Raw genomic sequence first — 20,262 nt, 5'->3', positions numbered from 1 at the left:
GGTCAGCGTAATAAGGTCAAGCTGCTAATAGGATAGCTGCAAATAATGCCTGTGCTAGCAGTGCAAGTAACCAAGTTTTGGCGGCACAGGGACGGAGCTTCCGCGATTCGAAAGGGTTAACCCCTGCCCTTCCTCAAATCGGCCTATGATATTTGCCGTAATGGGCAGAGCCGTTCCAGGTGCGACGGCGAAAAGAAGTTGATAATCGTCGCCTGCCGTGGCCGCAGAGAGACGCACCGCCAATTCGTCCGTTCCGCTTGAAAGGACCTCTGGCGAAAGGGGGAGTCGATCAACCGCTATTTCAACATGAAGCCCGCTGGCAACTGCCATTCGCGAAGCATCTATCAGAACTCCATCCGAAACATCCATCATCGCGTGTACCAGCGGCGCAAGTGCCTGCCCGTCCGCGAGGAGCGGCTTCGGACGTCGATAAGCGCGCAGACAAGACGCGGGTTCGCTCCCCCCCCGCCTCGCAAGGGCCAGCCCCAATCCGGCATCGCCTATGTTACCGGTCACACACAAAATATCGCCCGCATGTGCCCCGGCGCGCGAGGGAACGCCGCAAGCCGGTCCTTCGCCAATGGCCGTCAGCGTATAAACGCCCGGCGCTCCCTTGGGCAAAGCTACTGTGTCACCGCCGATGAGCGGCATGGCATGGCTGTCCAGTGCCTCCTTCAGTCCCGAAAGAAAGCCTTTGTCCCAGTCTTCATCGCCCGTCAGCGCATAATTCATCAGACAAGCGAGCGGCCGCGCGCCCTTTGCGGCAAGGTCGGAAAGATTAACCGCGGCCAGTTTCCAGCCGACATCCTCGGGAGGGTCGGTGGCGAGGAAATGCACGCCGGCAACAATAGTATCGCTGGTGAGAACGAACGAAACACCGCCCATCTCGATCACCGCCGCGTCATCGACAAGCCCGCGGGCCGCCTCATGCGTCGCAAGGGCGCGCAAGGCTTCGATGAAGGCGGTTTCGCTGGTCATTGGGAATAATTAGCCTCTGCTGACCTATATCCAACCGGTGGCCCAGAGCGTTGTAATATCAGCTACGCACCTCTTTGCCGATAGCGTCGAGAAGTCCGTTCACGAAACCGCTTTCGCGCTTGTCGTAAAAGGCTTTGGCGACATCGACATATTCGCTGATCACCGTGCCGGTAGGCACATCGAATCGGGCGAGCAATTCGTAGGCACCCGCGCGCAGGATCTGCAGCATCGGCTTGTCGAGGCGCGCCATTGCCCAGTCCTTCGAAAGCTTTGCTTCGATCAACGCGTCGATTTCCGCGCGGCGCTTGTCCACGCCCGCGACAACATCGTCGAAGAAATCGCGTTCCGCCTCCACATAAGTGACGTCCTCGATCGTCTTGCCCAGACGATGTTCATGGAATTCATGCAACAGGACAGGAAGCGGCGTGCCCTCCATGTCCTTTTGATAGAGCGCCTGAACCGCGGCAAGGCGGGCGGCAGAGCGTGATTTTGAACGTTCTTTCATAAATTCCTTATGGCCATCCTGTTGTCCCACGCCGAAAGCAGATGTCTCGGTGCTGTTACAAATGGCTATTTCAATCTTCTTGCCACCGAAGAGGCATGCGCGGGCAGCCCCTCGGCCGTCGCCAGCGCGACTGCTGCCGGACCGATAGCCTTGATCGCCCTGTCGTCCAATTCCAGGAAGCTGGTTCGCTTCATGAAGTCCAGCACCGAAAGTCCGGAGGAGAAACGCGCACGGCGGCCGGTAGGCAGGACATGATTGGGGCCGGCAACATAGTCGCCCACGGCCTCAGGCGTCATGCGGCCCATGAACACGGAGCCTGCATGACGAACCTGGTCGAAAAACGCCTGCGGATCGTCCACCGCCAATTCCAGATGCTCCGGGGCGAGACGGTCGACCAGCGGCAGAGCCTCCGCGAGGTCCGTTACGACCACGATCGCTCCATTGGCGTCCCAGCTTGTGCGGGCAACTGCGCTGGTGGACAGCTCTAGTATCTGCCGGTCGACAGCAGCGGCCACGGCATCGGCAAAGGCGGCATCGTCTGTGAACAATATCGACTGGCTCGTGGGGTCATGCTCGGATTGACTGAGCAGGTCAGCGGCGAGCCATTCCGGATCATTCTTGCTGTCCGCGACCACGACGATCTCTGACGGACCAGCGACCATGTCGATACCGACGACCCCGTATAGCTGCCGTTTGGCCTCCGCCACCCACGCATTTCCGGGGCCAGTGATGACATCGACCGGACTTATGCGTCCAGTGCCGTAGGCGAGGGCCGCGACCGCTTGCGCGCCACCCACACGCCAGATTTCCTCTATGCCCGCAATTTCCGCTGCAGCGAGGACGAGCGGATTGATTTCCCCCTTGGGAGTGGGCGTCACCATCGCAATGCGTTCGACCCCGGCAACCTTGGCGGGAATGGCGTTCATCAGCAGGGAGCTGGGATAAGCCGCACGGCCGCCGGGAACATAAAGGCCCGCCGCATCGACCGCACGCCAGCGCGCGCCAAGTCGCACCCCAGCGGCATCCGTGCTGTCGCTGTCCTGTGGCCTCTGCTTTTCATGATAAGCGGCAATACGTTCCGCGGCGAGCTCAAGGGCTCCTCGCAGCTCTTTGGAAAGACCATCAAGCGCTGCCTTCCGCTCGGCGGCGGTAACCGTCCAGCCACTGACGTTCAGGTCATGGTGATCGAAACGATGCGTGTAATCGGCAACGGCCGCATCGCCTTCGTCGCGCACGCGCCTCAGGATGGCCGAGACATCTCGCGACACATCTTCATCGGCTTCACGGCGCGCGTTGACGAGCGCCGTGAAGGCTTCGGCAAAGCTTGCGTCTTGAGTTGAAAGACGGAGGGTCACAATTAGCCCCTCCCTTTCAGGAGAGGGGTCGGGGTGAGTGCCGTTGCAAGGCAATGGCCAGCAAAGCCGAAATTCGGGCGTGGAAGGGCTCGCTGCGCTCGCCATCCGCCCCTGACCCTTCCCTTGAAAGGGAGGGGAATATTTGCATCACGCTGCATCCCGCGTCTCCACAGCCTTGCGGAATGCCTCAACCAGCGGAACCAGTTCGTCGGACCGCATCTTGAAGGCCGCGCGGTTGACAATCAGGCGAGCCGAAATGTGCATGATGATGCTGGTTTCAACGAGACCATTCGCCTTCAGGGTCGCGCCCGAAGAAACAAGATCGACTATGCGGCGCGACAAGCCAAGGGAGGGCGCAAGCTCCATCGCGCCATTGAGCTTCACGCATTCGGCCTGAATACCCTGGCGTTCGAAATGGCGACGAGTGAGGCCGGGATATTTGGTGGCGACGCGGACGTGGCTCATGGCGCTTTCGTCCTCGGCCGCTAGGTTTTTGGGCTCGGCAACCGAAAGGCGGCAGTGACCGATGTCAAGGTCAACCGGGGCGTAAAGCTCCGAATAGTTGAACTCCTCGACCACGTCGGAGCCAACAATGCCGATCTGCGCCGCGCCATGGGCGACAAACGTCGCCACGTCAAAGGCGCGCACCCGAATGATCGAGACATTGTCCTGGTTGGTCGCGAATTTAAGCGCGCGGCTGTGCTTGTTATGAAAGTCCGCCTCAGGCTCTATACCCACGCGTGCGAGCAGGGGCAGCGCCTCTTCCAGAATGCGCCCCTTCGGGATGGCAATGATTAGCGGCTTTGACATGATGGGACGCGCTTTACTTGGGGGCGCGAAAAAGGGCAACAAGGGTTGCCCTAGATTCTCATCCCCTTTCGCCCCGCCAACTCAACCACATATTGCCAGGCAACACGCCCCGAGCGGCTGCCCCGGACAGTAGCCCATTGCACCGCCTCCTGCGGATCGAAGGGAAGACTATAATGCGCGGCGTAGCCGGAAACGATCGCCAGATAGGCATCCTGATCGATATTGTGGAAACCAAGGCTAAGGCCGAAACGGTCGGACAGCGCCATTTTGTCGTCGACTACGTCGCGCTTGTTGATGGGATCGTCCTGCTCACCCATGTTGCGGGGAACGATGTGACGGCGATTGGATGTGACATAAAGCCTCACATTATCGAGCCGCGCCGTCGCCGAACCCTGCAACAAAGAACGAAAGGCGCGGGCGTCCCCCCCTGCATCGTCGAAGCCGAGATCATCGATGAAAAGAATGAAAGGCCGCTTTTTCCCCCTGAGCAGTGTGAAGAGATCGGGCAAGGTTTTGAGACGATCGGTAGCGAATTGGACAAGTGCGATGTCCTGCCCCTCCTGCTGCAATTTGCCTACAACCGATGATATGCTGACCGACTTGCCAGTACCCCGCGCGCCCCAGAGCAGAACGTCATGAGCCGCATGTCCGGCAGCGAGGCGGCGGCTGTTTTCTAGAAGCTGCAGTTTTTGCGTGTCGATACCAGTGAGAAGATCATAGGGGATTGGGGCAAAATCCTGTATCGGCTGAATGGCCTCTCCGTCCCACAAATAGGCCGGAAATGCATGAAGGTCAGTCGCCGGAGCCGGAAGTGGCGCCAAACGCTCCAGCGCCTCTGCAATGCGGGATAGAAGCTTGTCGGTCATAGCCAGGGGTTTAGCAGATGAACCGCGACATGGTAGTGCGTCTTCATCCCAGCGCCAGCAGTTCATCCGTACTCAGTTCGTAAAGCCCCTCAGCTCCAGCCATAGCCTGTGCCTTAAGCCCAGTGGCTTCAGGAACGATGTGCTTCAGATAATAGCTCGCGGTGACCGCCTTCGCCTTCAGGAAAAGCGCATCACCCTCCCCTCGCGCCAGCATTTCCAGAGCAATGCGCCCTTGTCTGGCCATCAACCATCCGCAAGTCGCGACCGCGACCATGGTAAGCAGAGGATAACTGCCCGCCAGCCGGTCATTCACGCACGCCCTAAGCATCCAATCGACGGCCTCCTCCACGGCATCGACCAAGGTCAAGAGCGCGGCTTCCGAGCTCTCCGTACGGACCTCGGTGAGCAAGGCTTTCAGCTCCGCCCCGCCATTGTTCGTCAGCTTGCGACCCACCAAGTCAGCAGCCTGTATGCCGTTCGTCCCTTCGTAAATTGGGGCGATGCGGACATCGCGATAATATTGCGCGGCTCCGGTTTCCTCGATGAAGCCCATGCCGCCATGCACTTGCACGCCCAGGGAAGCGACCTCGCAGCCTATGTCCGTGCAATAGGCCTTAGCGAGCGGCGTCAACAGATCCAGCCGCTCCTGCGCATTCTCAATACCTACATGAGCGCGGTCCGCCTGCCCTGCGGCATAATAGATCAACGTACGGGCCGCCTGCGTCAGGGCTTTCATCCTGAACAACATGCGGCGAACATCGGGGTGCTCGATAATGGCGACCGGTCCCTCTGACGAACCATCCGCTCGTGCCGACTGGATTCGCTCGGCCGCATAAGCCAAGGCTGCCTGCGTCGCGCGCTCTGCGATCTGAACCCCCTGGCCGCCGACATTCAGCCGTGCCTGGTTCATCATCGTGAACATCGCTTTCATGCCGCCCATCTCGGCCCCGATCATTTCGCCCTTGCAGTCATCCTGATCGCCATAAGACATGACGCAGGTCGGCGAAGCATGGATGCCCAATTTGTGTTCGATCGAGGTGCACCGGACATCATTAAGAGGCCCAAGGCTGCCGTCCTCCTTCAAGCGATATTTGGGCACAATGAAAAGAGATATGCCTTTCGTACCGGCAGGGGCGCCAGGTGTGCGGGCAAGCACAAGATGAACGATATTGTCGGTAAGATCATGTTCGCCAAAAGTGATGAAAATCTTTTGGCCCTTGATGCGATATGTGCCGTCGCCGACGGGAGTGGCGGTGGTGCGGAGCGCGCCTACGTCAGAGCCAGCCTGCGGTTCGGTTAGGTTCATGGTGCCGCTCCATTCGCCGCTTACCAGCTTCGGCAGCCATTTCTCCTGCTGTTCCGGCGTGCCATGCGCAATCAGCGCCTCGATCGCGCCGGGCGTCAGCATGTTGATGAGCGAGAAAGCCATGTTGGCGCTGCCCAGATCCTCCATCACCACCGTGAAGAGGAAAAAAGGCAGGCCCTGCCCGCCGAACGCCTCCGGTCCGTTGATACTGCCCCATCCGTTAGCGACGAAGGCCTGATATGCGTCACGAAAACCTTGCGGCAAGGACACGCTACCGTCCTGCCATTTTGCTCCCTCCAGATCGCCGATGCGGTTTAGCGGCGCATATTCTCCCTCTGCAAATTGAGCCGCCCCCTCTATTATGGCGTCAATCATGTCGGACGTTGCCGCCGCAAAAGCGTTGTGGCCAGACAGTTCCGCGATGCCGGTAACATGATCGAGAACGAAGCGCTGCTCACGCGTTGGCGCTTTATAGTCCATGGCCGGCCAGCCCTTTCGTGCATTTGCGCTTTCGCGTCGGATTCCCCAAAGGTATAGCGTTCGACCGTGAGCAGCTCAATTCCGCCCTTTCCCACGCACATCCGCTCTTACGGCAAGGCCGCGCTTAAGGAAGCGGTGGCGTTGATCCAGGCGGGACAGACGGTCGCCATGCCCACAGAGACCGTTTATGGCCTCGCGGCTGATGCGACCAATGCAGAGGCTGTGGCGCGCATTTACGCCGCGAAGGGCCGGCCAAGCTTCAATCCGCTGATCGTACATGTCGCCTCGATGGACATGGCGCGGCGGATGGCCCGCTTCTCTCCGCTTGCCGAGGAGCTGGCCCTGCGCTTCTGGCCGGGGCCTTTGACCATGGTTCTGCCGCTACGGCCGGAAAGCGGCATTGCTTCGCTGGTGACGGCCGGCCTTGAAACGATCGCACTACGCTGCCCCGCGCATCCTGCCATGCAGGATTTGATTCGGGAAAGCGGCCGTCCTTTGGCAGCTCCGTCCGCCAATGCCAGCGGGTCCATCAGCCCGACGCGAGCCGAGCATGTACTCGTGAGCCTTAGAGGTCAGGTTCCCCTGATCGTCGATGCTGGACCAACCGAACGGGGACTTGAGTCGACCATTGTCGCACCGCAGGAGCAAGCCATCCGATTACTGCGCCCCGGCCCGGTAACGGCGGAAATGCTGGAACAGGCGCAAGGTTGCTCTGTGATCACCGAGGCGGGAGGCAAGATCGAATCGCCGGGGCAGATGCTGAGCCATTATGCGCCTTCAAAGCCGCTGCGGCTCCACGCAGAAGTAGCGCGCGAAGGCGAGTTCCTGATTGGATTTGGCGAAATGCCATGCGACTTCAACCTGAGCGAAAACGGTAATATGGAACAGGCCGCATCTCGGCTGTTCGACGCCCTGCACCAGGCAGACTCGAGCGAGGCCACAGCGATAGCGGTGGCTGCGATAGCTGACGAAGGACTGGGAGTTGCAATAAATGACCGTTTGAAGCGGGCGGCGGCTTAGGCGCGACTCAGACCCGGAGCAATTTTACATCGCCTCTGCAATCAGTTTCGCCGCTTCCTTACCCTGCCAATCCATAGCGCCCAGAACGCGGGCGACTTCCTCACCCTCGGCATTATAAAGCACAGTCGTAGGCAACAGTCCTGATCCATAATGGAAGCCAAACTGGTTTTCCGGATCGAGATATGGCTGAAGCGCGGTGAACTTGCGTTGCTTGAAGAAGGCGTCGACCTTTTCACGGCCCTGGCTGTCCTGTGAAATCACGACCACTTGCAGCTTTCCGTTCCGCTGTACCGCCAGACCGTCCAGCGCGGGCATTTCAATGACGCAAGGGCCGCACCAGGTAGCCCAGAGATTGACGAGCAGCGGCTTGCCCGTGAAATCGGCCAGCGTCACCTCCCCGCCGTCCGGCCCCTGAAAGGCGAAGTCAGGCGCTGCAGTTCCTGCATGGCTTCGATCGATCTTGAAGTTGAAGCCCAGCTCCCCGCCCGGCGTCTTTTCGCCGGTTTGAGCGGCATTCTCTTGCTCCTTGACGCCCGATTGCCTATCGCAAGCCGCAAGTGCAATGGGCAGAGTGAAAAGCAGGAGACAGGCAATTACGGATCGCACGACGGCAGGCTCCAACAGCATGTGGGGCGGGCGCTTTGCGGAAGGCCCGACTTCGGTGATGCGCGAGATAAATGCCTCTATCCCGTTCGACAAGCGTTTGTGGCAGCAGGACATCGCCGGGTCAAAGGCGCATGTTGCGATGCTGGGAAAGCAGGGCATCGTTTCGGCTGAGGATGCCGCCGTCATTGCCAAGGGGCTGGACCAGATAGCCACTGAATATAAGGCGAACGGGGTTCCGGAAGATTTGGACCTTGAAGACATCCATATGCACGTCGAATCTCGACTGGCTGAAATCATCGGTGCCACGGCCGGCCGACTACATACAGCGCGGTCCCGCAACGACCAGGTCGCCACGGACTTCCGCCTTTGGGTACGCGACGCGATTGACATGGTGGATGCCGGCTTGAAGGCTCTTCAGATTTCGCTGGTCACTCGTGCGGAGGCTGAGACCACCAGCGTCATGCCCGGTTTCACGCATCTGCAATCCGCACAACCAGTAACGCTTGGCCATCATCTGATGGCCTATTATGAAATGATCGGTCGCGACCGGTCGCGTTTTGCCGATGCGCGGGCGCGGATGAACCGTTGTCCCCTGGGAAGCGCCGCACTGGCCGGGACGGGATTTCCCATTGACCGCCATGCCACGGCGGCGACGCTGGGCTTTGACGCCCCTACAGACAACAGCCTGGACAGCGTATCGGACCGTGACTTCGCGCTCGATTATCTGATGGCCGCTACCCAATGCAGCCTTCATTTATCCCGGCTGGCGGAGGAGTTCATCATCTGGGCCAGCCAACCCTTCGGCTTCGTGTCGCTGCCCGACGCCTATTCGACCGGCAGTTCGATCATGCCGCAAAAGCGCAATCCCGATGCGGCCGAGCTGGTGCGCGGTCATGCCGGAAGGATCGCGGGATGCATGACTGCGCTCGTGATCACCATGAAAGGTCTGCCGCTCGCCTATTCCAAGGACATGCAGGACGACAAGCCGCCACTGTTCGAGGCGCATGACCTGCTTGGTCTATCCATCGCGGCGATGACCGGGATGGTGGAGAAGGTGACGTTCCGTACGGATCGGATGCGGGCGCTGGCGGAAAGCGGCTTTGCGACCGCCACTGATCTTGCCGACTGGTTGGTGCGGGAAGCAGGCGTCCCGTTCCGAGAGGCTCACCATATCACAGGCCGCGCCGTGAAGCTGGCCGAGACGGAGGCCAAGCCGCTTGCAGAGCTGCCCTTTGAAAGGCTGCAGTCCATAGATGCGCGGATCGATGATCGCGTGTTCGATGTGCTGACCGTCGATGCGTCGGTCGCCAGCCGCCAGAGCCATGGCGGCACCTCGCCCAAACGGGTGGCAGAACAAGTCAAGGCGGCCAAAACTGCATTGGGGATGAAGTGATAAGCAACCTTCTATTTACTCGTCATCCGCGCGAAGGCGGGGATTCATCCCACTACTTGGCGTCTGGCTTTGGACTCAGGAGATGGATCAGCGCTGCCGGGGGAATGACGGTAAAAAGCATAGTTCCAACCCTGGCAGCCCTAGCCCTCGCAGCCTGCGGCAGCCGCACGCCCCTTACGCCGCCCGAGGGAAAAAGCCTGCCGCCCAAGTCGCTGGCCGCGCCGGAAGCTCCGACGCCGGAGGAACTGATGGAACCATCGCCCCAGTCGCGACCAAGCCGAACCGATGAACTTCGCAAACAATCGGAAAAACGCGAACAGGACGAATTTGAGCTGCCGCCACCGGGCTGATACCCTTTTACGATTTGCTGATTTGGCCCTTTAAGCCTTTCTACCCTGGAGTCCCAATGGACCACTTCCAATATCAAGACGGCCTAATGCATGTCGAGCAAGTGCCGATGACGGCCATAGCCGAGGCTGTCGGCACGCCTGTTTATATCTATTCCACGGCTACGCTGGAACGACATGTTCGCGTCTTCAGGGAAGCTCTGGAACCGCTTCCCGATCCGCTCGTAGCCTTTGCCGTCAAGGCCAATCCCAATGGCGCGGTACTGGCGACGCTGGCGCGTCTTGGCCTGGGCGCCGACGTCGTATCGGGCGGCGAGCTGCGGCGGGCGGTTTTCGCCGGCGTCGCGCCTGGCAAAATTGTTTTTTCGGGCGTCGGCAAGACCGAAGAGGAAATGCGCCTTGCCCTTGAACTAGGAATTTTCCAGTTCAACCTTGAAAGCGAACCTGAAGCGGAAATGCTTTCGGAAGTTGCTCTTTCCATGGGCAAGGTCGCAGCGGTCGCCTATCGGATCAATCCCGACGTCGATGCCGGCACGCATGAGAAAATTTCGACCGGAAAGTCTGAAAACAAGTTTGGCATCCCCTATGATCGAGCGATCGCGAGCTATGATCGGGCAGCGCAGTTGGCGGGGCTCGACGTTCAGGGCATTGCCGTTCACATCGGCAGCCAGCTTACCGATCTGGCTCCGCTGCAATCCGCCTTTACAAAGGTCGGCATGCTGATCGAAGCATTGCGCGATGAAGGACATAATATTCGCACGGCCGATCTTGGCGGCGGGCTTGGCGTTCCTTATGATCCAGCCCTGCCCGTTCCCCCTAGCCCCACCGCTTATGGGGAAATGGTGAAGCAGGTAACGTCTGGGTGGAATGTTCGGCTGGTCTTTGAGCCCGGCCGGGTTATCGTCGGCAATGCGGGCGCACTTCTGTCACGGGTTATTCGGGTGAAGCAGGGCGCGACGCAACCCTTCGTCATTGTCGATGCAGCGATGAACGACCTGCTTCGGCCGAGCCTTTACGATGCCTGGCATGACATTCGGGCGGTGAAGCCGCGCGGCAAGCGTGCTGAAGCGACAGTGGTTGGTCCGGTATGCGAGACAGGCGACACCTTCGCACGCAATCGTGACCTGGATGTCGTGAAGCCCGGTGATCTGGTCGCCTTCATGACTGCCGGGGCCTATGGTGCGACCATGGCCAACACCTACAACAGCCGGGCGCTGACGCCTGAGGTCCTGGTATCAGGCGACAAATGGGCGGTCGTAAGAAAACGTCCGCCGATCGAGGCGCTGATCGAAGGCGATGTGATCCCGGACTGGGCCCGGTAAGATGCACAGCCTGCCGCTGTATGTTCGCCTGAAGGATCGACCGGTCATTCTGGTCGGCCAAGGCGAAGCAGCACAGGCAAAGGCGCGGCTGCTGGAGCGGGCGGGCGCGCGCATTGTCGGTGAATCCGACGAGGCGCAACTAGCCATAGTTGCGGTCGAGGACGAGGCGATCGCCCTGGCCGTCATCGGCCAGCTGAAGAAGCGGGGCATATTGGTGAACGCGGTGGATCGGCCGGATCATTGCGACTTTACCCTTCCGGCCATCATCGATCGCGATCCCGTACTGATCGCCATTGGTACCGGAGGCGCTTCGGCGGGGCTGGCGAAGACGATCAGGCAGCGGCTGGAAAATTTGCTGCCTACGAGCCTTGGCCTTTTGGCGCGGAGGTTAGGTGGTGCCAGGGTAGCCATGAAGGCGCGCTGGCCCAATGCGAACGAGCGGCGGCGTGCCATCGATGCGGCGCTGAGCCCTGGCGGACCGCTTGATCCCTTTGCACCCGACAGGCCCGAAGCGGTGCAGGAGTGGCTTGCCCGGCCAGATACAACCACAGTCCCACAGCTGATCGAAATCGTCCTTACCTCGCCTGATCCCGACGATCTCACCCTCCGTTCCGCGCGACTGCTGGGCTGGGCCGACACGATTTACTATGCTCCTGGCGTTCCAGCGGTCATCGTCGACCGCGCCCGCGCCGATGCGGCTCGGGTGGAAACGCCGGCTCCCCCGGCCCATCCCAAGCCGGGGCTGTCGCTCTTTCTGGGATGGCGCGTCTGAAGCGACGGCTGTAACGGACGCCGATGGATGCGTTTCTCACTTCAACAGCGATTGTCGCTCTCGCCGAAATGGGTGACAAGACGCAATTGCTGGCGATCCTGCTCGCCAGCCGTTTTCGCAAGCCCCTACCCATTTCATTGGGAATATTGGGCGCAACGCTTGCCAATCATTTCCTTGCCGCGCTCGCCGGACAGCAGATCGCGAGCCTGCTGGACAGCGAAGCATTCCGCTATGCGGTCGCCGCAGGCTTCATCGCCATGGCGATCTGGACGCTCATTCCCGACAAGATGGACGATGACGGAAACAAACCAGCCCGTTTCGGGGCGTTCGTCACCACCCTTATTGCCTTCTTCATCGTGGAAATGGGCGACAAGACGCAGGTCGCCACTATTGCACTGGGGGCCCAATTCGGCTCCGTCGTCTGGGTCACCACGGGCACAACCCTCGGCATGATGATCGCCAATGTTCCTGCCGTCCTATTAGGGGACACCCTGGTTAAACGCATTCCGATGAGGGTAATGCACCTCGCCGCAGCGGCGCTGTTTCTAGCGCTGGGCATCTGGATGATCGCGGAATTGCAGGGATGGCTGACCGTTAATCCGACTTGAACCGAATCGCTTCAGGACCGAGCGCCAGCATGACGTTGTAGTAGTTCGGGTCCCCGGTCACCTCTCGTCCGAGCCAATCAGGCAATGAGATTGTCTTCTCAGGAACATCCAATTCCACTTCGGCCAGGATTAGGCCGTCGAGTTCGCCGCGGAAACAGTCGATCTCCCACAAAACGCCATCCCGTTGAATGCGCCTGCGCGTCTTTTCAATGAGATTCCCGGTGCGCAGCGCGAGCATGGCCCGCGCATCAGACAAAGGAATGGGATATTCAAATTCCTGACGTACAAGCTCTTGCTTGCAATCCTTGATCGTGATCACGGCTGATGTGCCGTTCAATATGCGAACCCGCACCTGCGCCTTATCGCCAACCGCAATATAGCCTTGAACGATCTCGGTCTCTTTGCCCGGTTCGCTGCGCCAACCGTCCCCCGAAACCAGAAACTTACGCTCGATCTCCTGTCCCATGGGGGTGCTCAATCTCCCCCACGCCATATTTGCCAATAGCAGCCCCAGCGTCTCGCAAGCGCTGTTGGACGTTCCGCGAACAATAACGCACCTTGTCGGAAGGCATCCTGCGCCAATTCTTTCTTGCGGCGGTCCGCCAAGCCGCCAATCAATCGTGTGACTTCCACGCCGCCATAATGCTCCGGCTGCTCAGCCAAGCTTCGTTGCAGCACCGCGAGATCGTGATAATCGCCCAGCAACTCTGCCAGCTGCGAGGTCAGCGTTATATTGGACAGCATCGCCTCAGGCCATATTTCGCGTAGCAGCCGCGCATGATAGCCATGATACTTCACCGCTTTGCGCCACTCATGCATCGGCTCCGGCATAGCATGGGATTTCGCCTCATCCATCGCCTTGTGAGCGCGCCTTAGCACTTGGGCCAGCCCTCCTGAAAATGCGGCATATCCATGGCCCTCGACCACCCACATCTGCACCCGTTGCCGCGCTTGCGTCATGCCGCTGCGGAAGGCCGCAAATATTTCTTCGGGAGCGCCAGGGTCAAGCTGTCGTCTATCTGCAACTAGCCTTTCGCGCACACATGCCATGGCGTCGTCATCTGCATCCTTGACATAATGCGCCATGATTTTGTCGCAGGTCTGGATCAGCACATCCTGATCGCGAAAACCGCCCAAAGTTCTCGCCAAATCGCGAAAGCTGGCATTTTCGTGTTCATATTCGGCAAATCCCGGTCGCACCAGCCGGATCAAGGCCCGCACTTTCTTGCAGCGCTTTCGCACTTGATGGACGATTTTTTCAGAAGTCAGATCGCTATTGCCGATCTCATCCAGGGCAGAGTCAATCTGCCCTAGAGCAACGCGTCTGATCGCACCTTGCGCGCTCTTGTCGCTCGCTTTGAAATGAAAGGACCGGTCCGTCCCCATCATTGCCCGCACCTGTTTGTCGATGCCAATAGCTGATGACCATAGCATTGCATGGACAAGTTGGGGAGTGGGCCGGACTCTCGGTAATCCGCGCCTTCTGCACGGCGATTAAAACAAAGTCCCCATCCGTCGTTTGCATGGCGCACAGCATGCCTCGTTTATGAGGCGGACCACAAAGAGGCTGACATGAAACGCACACGCATATTGGTAGTGGACGATTCGGTAACGATCAGGGCCATGATTGAAACGGTGCTGGAACAGGACCGGCGACTTGATATTGTCGGCATCGCCTCCAATGCAGAGCGGGCGGAGCATTTGATCGCGATCACCAACCCCGACGTCATAACCCTGGACATCAAGATGCCGGGCATGGATGGGCTGGAACTGCTTGACCGGATCATCGCAAGGAAACGTCGCCCGGTGATCATGCTTTCCAGCCTGGCAGTCCGGGGCGAACGCATTCGTGCCGAATGCCTTGAGCGCGGTGCGGCAGCCTGTTTCAACAAATCCCACATCTTCAGCGCCGCCAACGACCTTATTCGCCTGATTCACCAAGCTGCGGCAGGTAAAGTCATTCGCGAAGAAGCCGGAGAAGCGGTTCTGGTCTGAATCAAGCCGCAGGGGCCAGATCCGCTCTCCGCAGGCTCCGTTGCTTCCACCATCGGCGGATCAGACGATTGGCGGGTTGCTCGACCAGGCGGTTGATCATCAACGCGAGAGTCAGCGCCACTGCAATCGCCAGTCCAAAACCACAGCCTGGCGCCAATCCCATCGCGTCCGCCTTCAACATGATGACGAAGCCGATATGCTGGTGGACGAGGTAGAGTGAATAGGAAATGGTTCCGAGCCATAATAGCGGACGCAGGCAAAGGAACTGAAGCCATCCCTTCAACAAGGCGAAGAAAAGCGCTATCAGCGCCACGGCGATCAAAGACAGATCAACGCCATCGAGCTTGAAGCAGGTAAATAACAGCAGCCCCAGAATGGGGACTTGCTGAGCCCAGCTCCGCTTGCCGGACCAGATCCGATAAGCGATGATGCCAATGCCAAAAAAGCAAACATAGCGCAGCAGCAAAATCATCACGATACGCTCAGGAATTTCCGGCATTGCCCACCACAGCCATTTGGCCACCAACCAGCCGGCAAGCAACCATTCCATCCGCTGAAGACCGCATGCCGTCCATAGGGCAAATGCACATATAAAAGGCCAGTTCGACCGTCAGCGTCCAATAAGCTCCATCGACGGCGGGCAGGAATGCGAAGCCCTGAAACATCGTGAAGTTAGCCGCAACCGCGGAGTAGGGAATTTCAAGCGCCCTGATATCACCGAGATATTCAGCCGCCAGCGTCAATAATATGGCCGTCCAATAAGCGGGATAAAGGCGCGCCGCCCGTGCAATGACGAAGTCTCCAGCCGACTTCACCTTTTCCAGCGTGAAGAAGATCGCGAACCCGGAAATGGCAAAGAAAAGATAGACTCGGTAGTTACCTCCAGCAAAGGCGAAAGGCACATGCCCGACCGAGGGGAATAGCTGATGGAAACGAACGCTGTAGTGGAAAATCACCACAGCCAGTGCCGCCAGCCCGCGCAACGCGTCCAGTTCCTGCAATCGCTGCTTTGGCTGCAAAACCAATGTCATAGCCACGCATTGGCCCAACGCTGGTTACCAATCTGGAAATAATGATTGCCGAACCGCAAAAAAGATCAGGTGACAAGACCGATCTCCCGCAACCGCTCCATGAGATAAGCATCGGCCGTGATCGGCTGAGGGTAGCGGTCAGGGTGGCCTTCATCAATGCACTCCGCCATGGTCTCAATCAGGAAATCCGGCCGCAGGTGCAGGAAAAATGGCATGGAATAACGCGAATGGCTGCGGCGTTCGGACGGCGGATTTGAAACGCGATGCGTAGTGGATGGCAGACGATGATTGGTAAGGCGCTGAAGCATGTCGCCAACATTCACCACCAATGCTCCGGCGGGCGGGTTGACTGAAAGCCAATTCCCGCCGCGATCGAGCAGTTCCAGGCCAGCCTCCTCGGCGCCCAGCAACAAGGTGATGAGATTGATATCCTCATGCGCGCCAGCTCTCATGCCTTTGGCATCTGATGAGATCGGCGGATAATGCAGAAGCCGCAATATGCTGTTGCCATCGCGCACGGCATCTTCAAACCAATGGGCCGGCAGCCCTAGATAAAGCGCAATGGCTGAAAGAAGTTGTCCTCCGACCCGATCGAAGTCCCTGAAAAGCTGCTGCATGCAGGTTTGGAAATCCGGCATCTCCGCGGGCCAGACATTCCCCGGCATTCGATCCGAAAACGGATGTCCTGCAGATAGATCCCGCCCGATATGCCAAAATTCCTTCAGGTCGTTCTCATTGGCATTCTTTGCGATTTCCGTCCCGAAAGGCGTATAGCCGCGTTGTCCGCCACCGCCGGAAATATGGTAGTGGCGCTTCACCGCATCGGGCAATGCGAAGAAGGCCTTTGCCATCGCCCAGCCCTGCTCGACCAACACTGGGGCCAGGCCATGATCGCATACCATCGCAAAGCCGAAACGCTCGAAAGATGCCCCGAGAACGCGGGCGAACTCAGGAGTAGCTCCCTCCGCCATGGAAAGGGCGGGAACCTGTTCAAGAATCACGGGCGACATACAGGCTCCTTCTACTTGCGCTATCTCGTAATGGAAAATGCCGATAGATTATGTCGGCAGATATGGAGGCGAGCGCAATGAGCGAACATCGATATTGGCTGATGAAGTCCGAACCGGACTGCTTTTCCTGGGACGATCTGGTCGCAAAGGGCAAGGCCGAATGGGATGGCGTTCGCAACGCTCAGGCCGCAAACAACATGAAGGCGATGAAGAAGGGTGATCTTGCGCTCTTCTACCATAGCCAGACGGGGCTGGAGGCCGTCGGCATAATGGAAGTTGTTGAAGAAGCGAAACCCGACAGCACCGATGATTCCGGGAGGTGGGTGGCAGTCCACGTCGCCCCCAAAAAGAAGCTGCCAAGGGGCGTGTCGCTAAAGGAGATGAAGGCCGATGCTGCGCTGGCCGACATGAAAACGCTGCGTCAGGGACGGTTGTCGGTCGCCCCCCTGACAGCAAAGGAGTTTGAGCGCATTGTGGAGCTTTCAGCGACAGCTACAGCATGATTATCTCGGACTACTCACCCCGTTCTTGTCGAGCGACGTCGAGACATGGTTGAACCTGGCCAGCGTCCCTAGACTGCGCTCACGGCCGGATGACCTCAGGCGACCAATCGAACTTCCTTTTGAACATCCAGCCGTTTCATTTTTTCGATGAATGTGGTCCGCTGCATCGACAGCAGGCGCGCGGCATCAGCTATCACGCCTTCCGCCTTCGCAAGCGCGGCTTCGATATATTGCCGCTCGATATCGGCGAGATGCTGCTTAAGGTCGATGCCCTTGTCATCCAGAGCGCAGTCAGACGTCGTAGCGCTATAACGTGACGGTTCGGCCGCGCTCTGGGTGGTCGGCGCGTTGCTGTAGCGGCGACGGAAGAGGGTATCGACCTGATCGGAGCTAATCTGCATGTTGGGAAAAAGGATGATGGCCCGCTCCACAACATTGCGAAGCTCACGCACATTGCCCCGCCATTCATGCATGAGGAGCCGCGCCATGGCGCCAGGCGTAAAGCCTAGAACGGTGTCAGGCGCGCACATCCGGCGCAGGAAGAATTTTATCAGGGGCGCTATGTCCTCCGGACGGTCTTTGAGCGGAGGGAGTTGAATGGGAAAGACGCCAAGGCGGTAAAACAGGTCCTCCCGGAACAATCCGCGTTCGATCCGGTCTTCCAGATTCTGGTGTGTGGCCGAAATAATCCGCGTGTCGACGTCGATCGAGCCGCTGCCGCCCACTCGCTCGACTTGGCGGGATTCCAGAACTCTGAGCAGCTTTACCTGCATTTCCGGCGGCATATCGCCGATCTCGTCTAGAAAAAGCGTTCCCTTATGCGCGTCCTCGAAGCGGCCCCGCCGCTGCGCGATAGCGCCGGTGAAGCTGCCCTTTTCATGTCCAAACAACTCTGATTCCAGCAGATCACGTGGAATTGCGCCGCAATTGACGGCGATGAATCGGTTTCGTGCCCTCAGGCTTTCGTGATGAATGGCGTTGGCGACGATTTCCTTGCCGCTACCCGATGGTCCTGTGATCATCACAGAGGCATCGGAAGCCGCAACTTGCCGGATCAATTCCCTGACCCTGCAAATCGCTTCACTCTCGCCTATCACAATCTGGTCCAGTGACGCCCCCGCCACCGCATCTGGTTTCCAAGATATCGTCATGTGAGAATTATATTTGCCCCCTGCATGCTCGCATCGAAAACTGTTGCGGACACACTCGTCGTCCAACATCCCGAAAAACTGTTTGTTTGCAACCGCTTTGTAGCCGCTCTGTGCGCGGTTGGGCGTGCAGATGTGCAAACGCACGGCGGGATGAAGCCATTCAGGCGGGTTATTAGTCTATTCGAAGACCATAATTTGTCATTGCGATGACCAAGCGCTTCACCTGCGCCGCGCACTTTGAATTTTCCATTTAATCCGCCGGGCTGTCAGCCGTTCTACCGCCAGGAGAAAAGGGCAAGAGGGCTTCCCAATGAAAAATCTAAGCATATCAGCCAAGATGATGCTGGCCTTTGCCGGTCTTCTGGCCATGATCGCCGGGACCGGGGTTTTCGCGGTCATCAAGATCGCGGAAGTAAACGAATTGTCGGCGCAAATGCGGACACGCTGGCTTCCGGCGACGCAGCTCATTGGTGATCTGCACGCGTACACGTCTCAATATCGGATTGCGCAGAGCGGCGTCGTTATGGCCAGCGATCCGGGCAGCATGCGTAAGGCCGAAATTCAGCTGAAAAACGCCAGTACGGCTATTTCGGGACTATTGAACGACTACAAGCCCCACGTGGCCACTCCGGAGCAGAAGGCGCTCTACAGCAATGTGACGATCAACTGGGCCCAATATGGCAAGTTGACCGGGCAAATGGTCGCTTTGTCCAATGCCGGCGACACCGCGGGTGCCACTGAGCTGTTCAAGGGCGAAGCGCTCGACATGTTCTACATGGTCGAAGACGATATTCTCCAGCTCGTCGATTTGAACGTGAAGGCTGGCAACGCCAACTCCGCGGAAAGCGATGCGATCTTCAAAAAGTCGCGGACAATGATTCTTGCTTCGCTCGGCGCCGCCCTGATCCTGTCCTTCCTGCTCAGCGGGCTGATGATGCGAATCATTGCGCATCCGCTGAAACGTATGAGCCAGGTGATTTCGCGGGTCGTTGACGGCGACCTCGACGTCGAGGTCCCCGGCAGGGAACGCAGCGACGAAATTGGCCAGCTGGCCAAAGCGTTGGACAGCTTCAAGGCACTGTTCGCCGCCGACAAGGAGCGCGCCGAAGCGGAACTGGAACGCAATCGCCAGACTCAGGCTACAATCGACGCCATCGGCGCTGGATTGTCGGCTCTGGCGCAAGGCGACCTTACCTACAAGGTGTCGGACAATGCGTCGGGTCCGCTTGCTAAGCTGCATGTCGATTTCAATGAGGCGGTCAGCCATCTTCTTGCCGCGCTGAGCGAGATCGTCGATGGCTGCAACACCATTCGCATCGGGACAGGCGAGATCGCCCAGGCTTCTGACGACCTGTCGCGCCGGACGGAACGGCAGGCCGAATCGCTGGCACGCACCTCAACAACGCTTGAGCAGTTCACATCGTCGGTCAAACTGGCTGCCGACAACGCCCGCCAGACCAGCGTTCGCGTGGGTAATGCCCGCAAATCGGCCGAACAGGTGGACGCCACTGCCAAGCATGCGATCGAGGCAATGCGTCATATCGAAGCGTCGAGCAACGAAATGAACGCTATCATCTCGACCATCGACGCCCTCGCCTTCCAGACCAACCTGCTGGCCCTGAACGCCGGCGTGGAGGCAGCGCGGGCGGGCGATGCGGGTGCGGGCTTTGGCGTTGTCGCTGCGGAAGTACGCCTGCTTGCGCAGGGTTCCGCGGAGGCAGCAGCCAAGATCCGTGGCCTCGTGGCCACGTCCGGCGCGCAAGTTGCTAACGGCGTAGCGCTGGTGGAGAATTCGGGCGAGGCACTGAAGCAGATCGTGGCTGAAGTGACGCACGTGTCAGGCTTGATGGAAGAAATCGCCACAGCCGCCGAACAACAGGCAAGCGGTCTTCACGAGATCAGCGCGACGGTCGCGTCCATGGATACGGTCACGCAACAAAATGCAGCGATGGTGGAAGAAAGCACTGCCGGCGCACGCAACCTGTCCGCCGAGACCGAGCGGTTGTTTGAACAACTGTCTTTCTTCGAACTGGGCCGGGCCGAAAGGCAGTCTCAGCCGAAACCGGCGGCTAAGGCCGCTTTGCCAAGGCAACACGGAAACCTGGCGCTGAAGACGCAGGAAGACGAATGGGAGGATTTCTGAAGAATGAAGTCAAATTAACCACATCAAAATAGCCGATCTTAATCAACGAACACTAGCACTT

22 protein-coding genes are annotated in these 20,262 nt (G+C 58.9%); 9 read left to right on the top strand and 13 right to left on the bottom strand.

The features are described from left to right. Positions 1–54: 54 nt before the first annotated feature. From thiL to HNQ99_RS03750, 6 genes are all read right to left on the bottom strand, one after another. Positions 55–978 carry a thiamine-phosphate kinase gene (gene thiL, locus HNQ99_RS03775; RefSeq protein ID WP_184474302.1) on the bottom strand — a complete coding sequence of 308 codons (924 nt, stop codon included), beginning with the start codon at positions 976–978 and terminating at the stop codon, positions 55–57. A 58-nt stretch (positions 979–1,036) separates the two neighbouring features. Further along, positions 1,037–1,483, bottom strand: a complete 447-nt coding sequence (gene nusB, locus HNQ99_RS03770; protein WP_184474301.1) for a transcription antitermination factor NusB — start codon at positions 1,481–1,483, stop codon at positions 1,037–1,039. 65 nt (positions 1,484–1,548) lie between these two features. After that, positions 1,549–2,838, bottom strand: a complete 1,290-nt coding sequence (gene hisD, locus HNQ99_RS03765) for a histidinol dehydrogenase (protein WP_184474300.1) — start codon at positions 2,836–2,838, stop codon at positions 1,549–1,551. Between the two features lie 147 nt (positions 2,839–2,985). After that, positions 2,986–3,648, bottom strand: coding sequence for an ATP phosphoribosyltransferase (gene hisG, locus HNQ99_RS03760; protein WP_184474299.1), 663 nt, complete (start codon positions 3,646–3,648; stop codon positions 2,986–2,988). A gap of 50 nt (positions 3,649–3,698) precedes the next feature. Beyond that, positions 3,699–4,514 (bottom strand): ATP-binding protein, encoded by an 816-nt coding sequence (locus HNQ99_RS03755; RefSeq protein ID WP_184474298.1) that lies wholly within the window; start codon positions 4,512–4,514, stop codon positions 3,699–3,701. A 43-nt stretch (positions 4,515–4,557) separates the two neighbouring features. Beyond that, on the bottom strand, positions 4,558–6,300 hold the full coding sequence (locus HNQ99_RS03750) for an acyl-CoA dehydrogenase (protein WP_184474297.1): 1,743 nt from the start codon (positions 6,298–6,300) through the stop codon (positions 4,558–4,560). Between the two features lie 66 nt (positions 6,301–6,366). Between HNQ99_RS03750 and HNQ99_RS03745 the strand changes: the two genes are divergently transcribed. Further along, the gene (locus tag HNQ99_RS03745; protein ID WP_184474296.1) at positions 6,367–7,320 is read left to right on the top strand and encodes an L-threonylcarbamoyladenylate synthase; all 954 of its coding nucleotides are present in this window, start codon (positions 6,367–6,369) and stop codon (positions 7,318–7,320) included. A gap of 24 nt (positions 7,321–7,344) precedes the next feature. Here HNQ99_RS03745 and HNQ99_RS03740 read toward each other — a convergent pair whose 3' ends face one another. Then, complete coding sequence (locus HNQ99_RS03740) at positions 7,345–7,947, bottom strand: TlpA family protein disulfide reductase (RefSeq protein ID WP_184474295.1); 603 nt, start codon at positions 7,945–7,947, stop codon at positions 7,345–7,347. Between HNQ99_RS03740 and argH the strand changes: the two genes are divergently transcribed. The 5 genes from argH to HNQ99_RS03715 all read left to right on the top strand — a co-directional run bounded on the left by argH (position 7,946) and on the right by HNQ99_RS03715 (position 12,368). Beyond that, positions 7,946–9,319 (top strand): argininosuccinate lyase, encoded by a 1,374-nt coding sequence (gene argH / locus HNQ99_RS03735; protein ID WP_184474294.1) that lies wholly within the window; start codon positions 7,946–7,948, stop codon positions 9,317–9,319. The genes HNQ99_RS03740 and argH overlap by 2 nt on opposite strands. A gap of 104 nt (positions 9,320–9,423) precedes the next feature. After that, entirely contained in the window at positions 9,424–9,669 is a 246-nt protein-coding gene (locus HNQ99_RS03730) for a hypothetical protein (RefSeq protein ID WP_184474293.1), read from the top strand. Between the two features lie 56 nt (positions 9,670–9,725). After that, a complete protein-coding gene (gene lysA / locus HNQ99_RS03725; protein ID WP_184474292.1) occupies positions 9,726–10,988 on the top strand; it encodes a diaminopimelate decarboxylase in 1,263 nt (420 codons plus the stop codon). A 1-nt stretch (position 10,989) separates the two neighbouring features. Beyond that, complete coding sequence (locus HNQ99_RS03720) at positions 10,990–11,760, top strand: precorrin-2 dehydrogenase/sirohydrochlorin ferrochelatase family protein (RefSeq protein ID WP_184474291.1); 771 nt, start codon at positions 10,990–10,992, stop codon at positions 11,758–11,760. A gap of 23 nt (positions 11,761–11,783) precedes the next feature. Further along, the gene (locus HNQ99_RS03715; RefSeq protein ID WP_184474290.1) at positions 11,784–12,368 is read left to right on the top strand and encodes a TMEM165/GDT1 family protein; all 585 of its coding nucleotides are present in this window, start codon (positions 11,784–11,786) and stop codon (positions 12,366–12,368) included. On the opposite strand, the gene HNQ99_RS03710 is transcribed toward HNQ99_RS03715, so the two are convergent. Together HNQ99_RS03710 and HNQ99_RS03705 are read right to left on the bottom strand one after the other, a co-directional pair. Next, positions 12,355–12,834, bottom strand: coding sequence for a CYTH domain-containing protein (locus HNQ99_RS03710; RefSeq protein ID WP_184474289.1), 480 nt, complete (start codon positions 12,832–12,834; stop codon positions 12,355–12,357). The two genes, HNQ99_RS03715 and HNQ99_RS03710, sit on opposite strands and share 14 nt — an antisense overlap. Positions 12,835–12,842: 8 nt before the next feature. Then, the gene (locus HNQ99_RS03705; protein ID WP_184474288.1) at positions 12,843–13,757 is read right to left on the bottom strand and encodes a CHAD domain-containing protein; all 915 of its coding nucleotides are present in this window, start codon (positions 13,755–13,757) and stop codon (positions 12,843–12,845) included. A gap of 183 nt (positions 13,758–13,940) precedes the next feature. On the opposite strand from HNQ99_RS03705, the gene HNQ99_RS03700 reads away from it, so the two are divergent. Further along, entirely contained in the window at positions 13,941–14,363 is a 423-nt protein-coding gene (locus tag HNQ99_RS03700) for a response regulator (protein WP_184474287.1), read from the top strand. 1 nt (position 14,364) lies between these two features. Here the strand turns inward: HNQ99_RS03700 and HNQ99_RS16870 are convergent, their stop codons facing one another. From HNQ99_RS16870 to HNQ99_RS03690, 3 genes are all read right to left on the bottom strand, one after another. After that, entirely contained in the window at positions 14,365–14,862 is a 498-nt protein-coding gene (locus HNQ99_RS16870; protein ID WP_322790307.1) for an acyltransferase family protein, read from the bottom strand. Then, positions 14,846–15,394, bottom strand: a complete 549-nt coding sequence (locus HNQ99_RS16865) for an acyltransferase family protein (RefSeq protein WP_322790306.1) — start codon at positions 15,392–15,394, stop codon at positions 14,846–14,848. The genes HNQ99_RS16870 and HNQ99_RS16865 overlap by 17 nt, the downstream gene beginning before the upstream one ends. Before the next feature lie 65 nt (positions 15,395–15,459). Beyond that, complete coding sequence (locus HNQ99_RS03690) at positions 15,460–16,404, bottom strand: isopenicillin N synthase family dioxygenase (RefSeq protein WP_184474286.1); 945 nt, start codon at positions 16,402–16,404, stop codon at positions 15,460–15,462. Between the two features lie 77 nt (positions 16,405–16,481). Here HNQ99_RS03690 and HNQ99_RS03685 point away from each other — a divergent pair, with 77 nt between their 5' ends. Beyond that, positions 16,482–16,907, top strand: a complete 426-nt coding sequence (locus HNQ99_RS03685; protein WP_246414396.1) for an EVE domain-containing protein — start codon at positions 16,482–16,484, stop codon at positions 16,905–16,907. Positions 16,908–17,002: 95 nt separating this feature from the next. On the opposite strand, the gene HNQ99_RS03680 is transcribed toward HNQ99_RS03685, so the two are convergent. After that, the gene (locus HNQ99_RS03680; RefSeq protein WP_184474285.1) at positions 17,003–18,058 is read right to left on the bottom strand and encodes a sigma-54 interaction domain-containing protein; all 1,056 of its coding nucleotides are present in this window, start codon (positions 18,056–18,058) and stop codon (positions 17,003–17,005) included. A gap of 310 nt (positions 18,059–18,368) precedes the next feature. On the opposite strand from HNQ99_RS03680, the gene HNQ99_RS03675 reads away from it, so the two are divergent. Beyond that, a complete protein-coding gene (locus HNQ99_RS03675) occupies positions 18,369–20,201 on the top strand; it encodes a methyl-accepting chemotaxis protein (protein WP_184474284.1) in 1,833 nt (610 codons plus the stop codon). Positions 20,202–20,262: the final 61 nt, after the last annotated feature.

This window comes from Rhizorhapis suberifaciens, assembly GCF_014200045.1.
Lineage (GTDB): Bacteria > Pseudomonadota > Alphaproteobacteria > Sphingomonadales > Sphingomonadaceae > Rhizorhapis > Rhizorhapis suberifaciens.
Note: the sequence above shows the minus strand (reverse complement) of the source record. Positions and strands in the feature narration are given on the sequence as shown.